Below are 3,988 nucleotides of genomic sequence, written 5' to 3'. Positions count from 1 at the left end.
TGACACTTTTGAAACTGTATTCCTTTATACAAGCAATTTAATTAACTGAATATGATGACATATTCAGTTTTATACATATTATTCTGAATATAAAAAAGTCATGACATAACAGCGTATGAGCCGTTATGTCATGACTTTATTCATTTTCCTCAATATACCCAAATGTTTTTTTAAAAGTAGAATCAGCTGCTTTATCCTCAGTTATCAAACTTCCAAAGACTATGTCAATCATAATTAAAGGAACAAATTGCTGGCTAATAATATTCTTGGATTTCAAGTAAATTTCATTTGGTAATATCAAAGCGTTATTCACCTTATTGACTACATTCAAATTACTGTATACAGAAATTAAAAATGTATTGATGTTTAATTTATTTGTAAATATTACAATATCCATTACATCACTATTTTTACATTCATGAGTTAAAAGTATCAATAATTCATCTGATTCCATATTTCCTATCACAGTTCTAAGTGTTTGCTCTTGCGTTATTGCTTCAGCTTTAAATCCTAATCTTTTTAATCGTAGTGCAAACTCCTGAGCGGAAAGAAAGGCATGATCGAATCCATAGATATAAATATACTCACTTTTTTTAATTTCATTGGTTAACATTTCGATATCATTTTCATCAATAAACTTTAAAAATCTATTTAGAAGAATTTTATAATCATTAATTAGATATTCTAACTGCTGAAAAGTAGTATTTACAGAAGCCTCTTCACTTTCAATTAATTCAGATTTCAAGCTATTCTTTAATTCAATAAATCCTGTATAACCAAGCTTTTTACAAAACCTTACAATGCTCGACTTCGAAACATAAAGTTTGTTTTCCAACTCTTCGATCCTCATTCTTGATACATCTTCCGGATGAGTAAGAATATAATGAGCGATTCCTTCTTCATTCGATGTCAACTTATCACTGTATTGATATATTTTCGAATTAAATGTTGTTAACTCACCCACAATTCCACCTCCAAGGGTATGATCGATTGAAATACTCTTCTTTTGATTGAGTGTATAAAGTGAAAGGAATTTATATCCTTCATTTACTAGATTGAATTTATTTATGTCTTTTAACGGCTAAAAAAATCATGATACTCATTCCAAATAAAAGTTGTCTTATGATATTATATTACCTTAATTTGGTACCGTTATCAAAAAATGAGTAACTATTATACAAAGGTCACTTTCTACAGTGACCTGATTTTCAGCCAAATTTCCAACGTTTATAGTGGTTTTCTTAATTCCATTAATCACCTATTCAATAATTTAGATTTGACTAATGGCATCTACGTATTTGACAATTTTTTCTATCGTTAATGATCTATTCTTAGACATCGTCATGAATACACTCTAATCATCCACACAATATAAGTATACGAAATATCCCGAGAGAATTAAGTTAAAGTTATCATTTATTACACTGTCAAAAACCCCAATAAGGCTTTAACTTTATACTAATTTCAAGCTAAACAACAACCAAAAACTAGCCTTTTGACCGCTTCATAAAATCCACGATTTCTTTTCCGTTTTCGTCCCACTGGATCATGCGGTAATAGGCATCGTGGTAGAAAATAAATTTGTAGTTGTCCTGGTAGGCCTGTTTCATCCACTTCACTTTAGCGTAGACGGAATCCATCGGGTAATCGTCGTAGGCCATGACCCACAAGGGATTTTGATGCGCGGACGACGACATGATATCTGCCATATGCATCACGGTTTCTCCGTCTTGTGTCAGCTTGACGACCGCATGCCCGTTACTGTGTCCTCCGGTGTGGTACATATTGATCCCTGGAAAGATTTCCAGTTCTTTCTCAAACGTCACGACCTGGTCCTGGATGGCTTCCCAATTCTGTTTCCAGTAAGTACTTCTAGACCGGATATTGGGGTGTCTGACTTCTTACCATTCCGTTTCAGTCATATAGATCACAGCGTTGGGATAAGTAGACACGAACTCGCCATCTTCTTCATGGGTCAAGCCGGTCGCGTGATCAAAATGCATATGGGTCATGAGCACCACATCGATAGCTTCTCTAGTCAGTCCCAGTTCATCCAAGTTCTCTTCTATGCGGGACTCTTCCTGAACACCAAAGTTGCGCTTTTGCTTCTCGGTGAGCTTGTCTTTTCCAATACCTGTATCGATCAAGTGATTTTTCCCCTGATACTGAATGAGAATCGGTTCTGTCGCATGGGTGATCTGATTCTTTTCGTTGGCCGGATACTTTTTGTTCCATAGAGGTTTTGGTACCACACCAAATATGGCTCCGCCGTCAAATGAGACAACGCCGCCATCCAGCCAATACAGTGTCATGTCCTGAAATTTCAGTTTATCCAAGTTTTTTCCTCCAATATACTCTGTCTTCAAACATCACTTCAAATTTCGACCGGTTTTTTATACTTATACATAGAAAAGGAATAGAAGATAAATCGGACACTTCTATTCCTCATATTATTAAAAGAGTTTTCATTTTTTATTTAGAGTCTGTATTAGGCAGAAACCCATAACAAGAACCCTAGCAGTGCAAGGACGACCAAGACGATGATCATTATCAGTGACCATTTGTTCAGTTTACGTGCCAGAGCCGCATCTACGCCGCCTTCCATGGCTTGACTCGCTAAATACACACCTAAGGGAAAGGCCAGGATAGATAAACCCATCCACCCTAAAAACAGGCATGCCCAGGATAAGATGTGAAAAAGATTAGCATTTTCAGACATAATAAATTCCTCCTTCTCATTCTCTTCTGCTGCACTAAATAAGTCAGACTCAGTAGTTCTTCATTTCTTGAATGCCTTCTTCAAGGATTTCAAGTTGACGAATGGTCTCATCGTCTTTGACGATTTTTTCCTTGCCGTTCACGATCGAGTCATAAACGCCTTCATAGATTAGACTGTAGTCGCCCACTTCTGAAACGACTTTTTCTTCATGATACTGACCCGCGTCATCCATATAGTAAAGCGTTCCGTAGTGTTCCGGCAGGTCGACACCGAAGTCATTGTTGGTCGGCATGTAGAACAACTTCAAATGTTCTTCCTGGCGGTCTTTCGTTTCTTTGACGAACGTGCCTTTCTTACCGTACACGACAAAGCTTGGGCGTCCCTTCAGGCGGAAATAACTGGATTTCACCGATACTTTGAGGTTATTGGCGTAGTTCAAATCCAAGTCAAAGTAATCGTTCATGCGGCCTTCGCCTAAGAGCTGTCTGACGTCATAGTGAACATCCAGCGGGTTGCCAAAATAAGACAATACTTGATCGACGGTATGGCAGGCATGGGTATATAAAAAGCTTCCAAAGCGCTCGAATTCTTTTGCATTTTCTGGCACTTCTGGACGGAAGTAATCGAAATGCATTTCCACTTCCAGAACATCCCCTAACACACCACTTTCGATGACTTTTTGAACAGTCAGGAAGTCGGAATCGAAACGGCGGTTTTGGAAACATTGTAGAAAGAGATCCTTTTCTTCAGCCAACGCAAAGAGTTCTCTGGCTTCTTCCGATGTTTCAGCGAATGGTTTTTCAACGAGTGCATGTTTCCCATTCATCAACGCTTCTCTGGCTAATTTAAAATGACTTTGTGGTGGGGTACAAATAACGACCAAATCGATTTCCGGATCATTCCAAATATCCTTGACGTCTTTTACGTATGTAGCTCCCGGAACTTCATCCCACATGTCATTGTGACCCGACCGGGCTTGAATGGTCTTGATAGTTATTTCATCCACTTGTTTGGAAAAAGGGATGTGGTAACGGTTCGTGCTCTTCCCGTCCCCAATATAGGCGATAGTTAACATAGTTTAACCTCCAGTAATTAGTTGGTACTCAGCTTAAAGTCTTCAGTCATTTGTCATCTATTTCAAATTCAATAACAGATACAATGACGGCATTCTCTTTCTCATTGTATCTGTTCTTATGCCCACTAGTAAACCAAATTAACTGAAATTCGTTGAAGAAATTTAAGATACTGACTCTGCTTGCTTAGGCTATG

At 37.8% G+C, this 3,988-nt stretch carries 5 protein-coding genes; all 5 read right to left on the bottom strand.

The annotated features are described in order from the left end of the window. Positions 1–136 precede the first annotated feature (136 nt). Positions 137–964, bottom strand: a complete 828-nt coding sequence (locus tag R6U02_RS03400) for a MurR/RpiR family transcriptional regulator (RefSeq protein WP_410262232.1) — start codon at positions 962–964, stop codon at positions 137–139. A gap of 523 nt (positions 965–1,487) precedes the next feature. Further along, a complete protein-coding gene (locus R6U02_RS03395) occupies positions 1,488–1,826 on the bottom strand; it encodes a hypothetical protein (RefSeq protein ID WP_410262231.1) in 339 nt (112 codons plus the stop codon). A 75-nt stretch (positions 1,827–1,901) separates the two neighbouring features. Next, positions 1,902–2,336 (bottom strand): MBL fold metallo-hydrolase, encoded by a 435-nt coding sequence (locus R6U02_RS03390; RefSeq protein WP_410262230.1) that lies wholly within the window; start codon positions 2,334–2,336, stop codon positions 1,902–1,904. Positions 2,337–2,488: 152 nt separating this feature from the next. Further along, positions 2,489–2,719, bottom strand: a complete 231-nt coding sequence (locus tag R6U02_RS03385) for a hypothetical protein (protein WP_410262229.1) — start codon at positions 2,717–2,719, stop codon at positions 2,489–2,491. Positions 2,720–2,768: 49 nt separating this feature from the next. Next, positions 2,769–3,794 carry a Gfo/Idh/MocA family oxidoreductase gene (locus R6U02_RS03380; protein WP_410262228.1) on the bottom strand — a complete coding sequence of 342 codons (1,026 nt, stop codon included), beginning with the start codon at positions 3,792–3,794 and terminating at the stop codon, positions 2,769–2,771. Between the last annotated feature and the right edge of the window lie 194 nt (positions 3,795–3,988).

The sequence above is a fragment of the Alkalibacterium sp. genome (genome assembly GCF_046484155.1).
Lineage (GTDB): Bacteria > Bacillota > Bacilli > Lactobacillales > Carnobacteriaceae_A > Alkalibacterium.
Note: the sequence above shows the minus strand (reverse complement) of the source record. Positions and strands in the feature narration are given on the sequence as shown.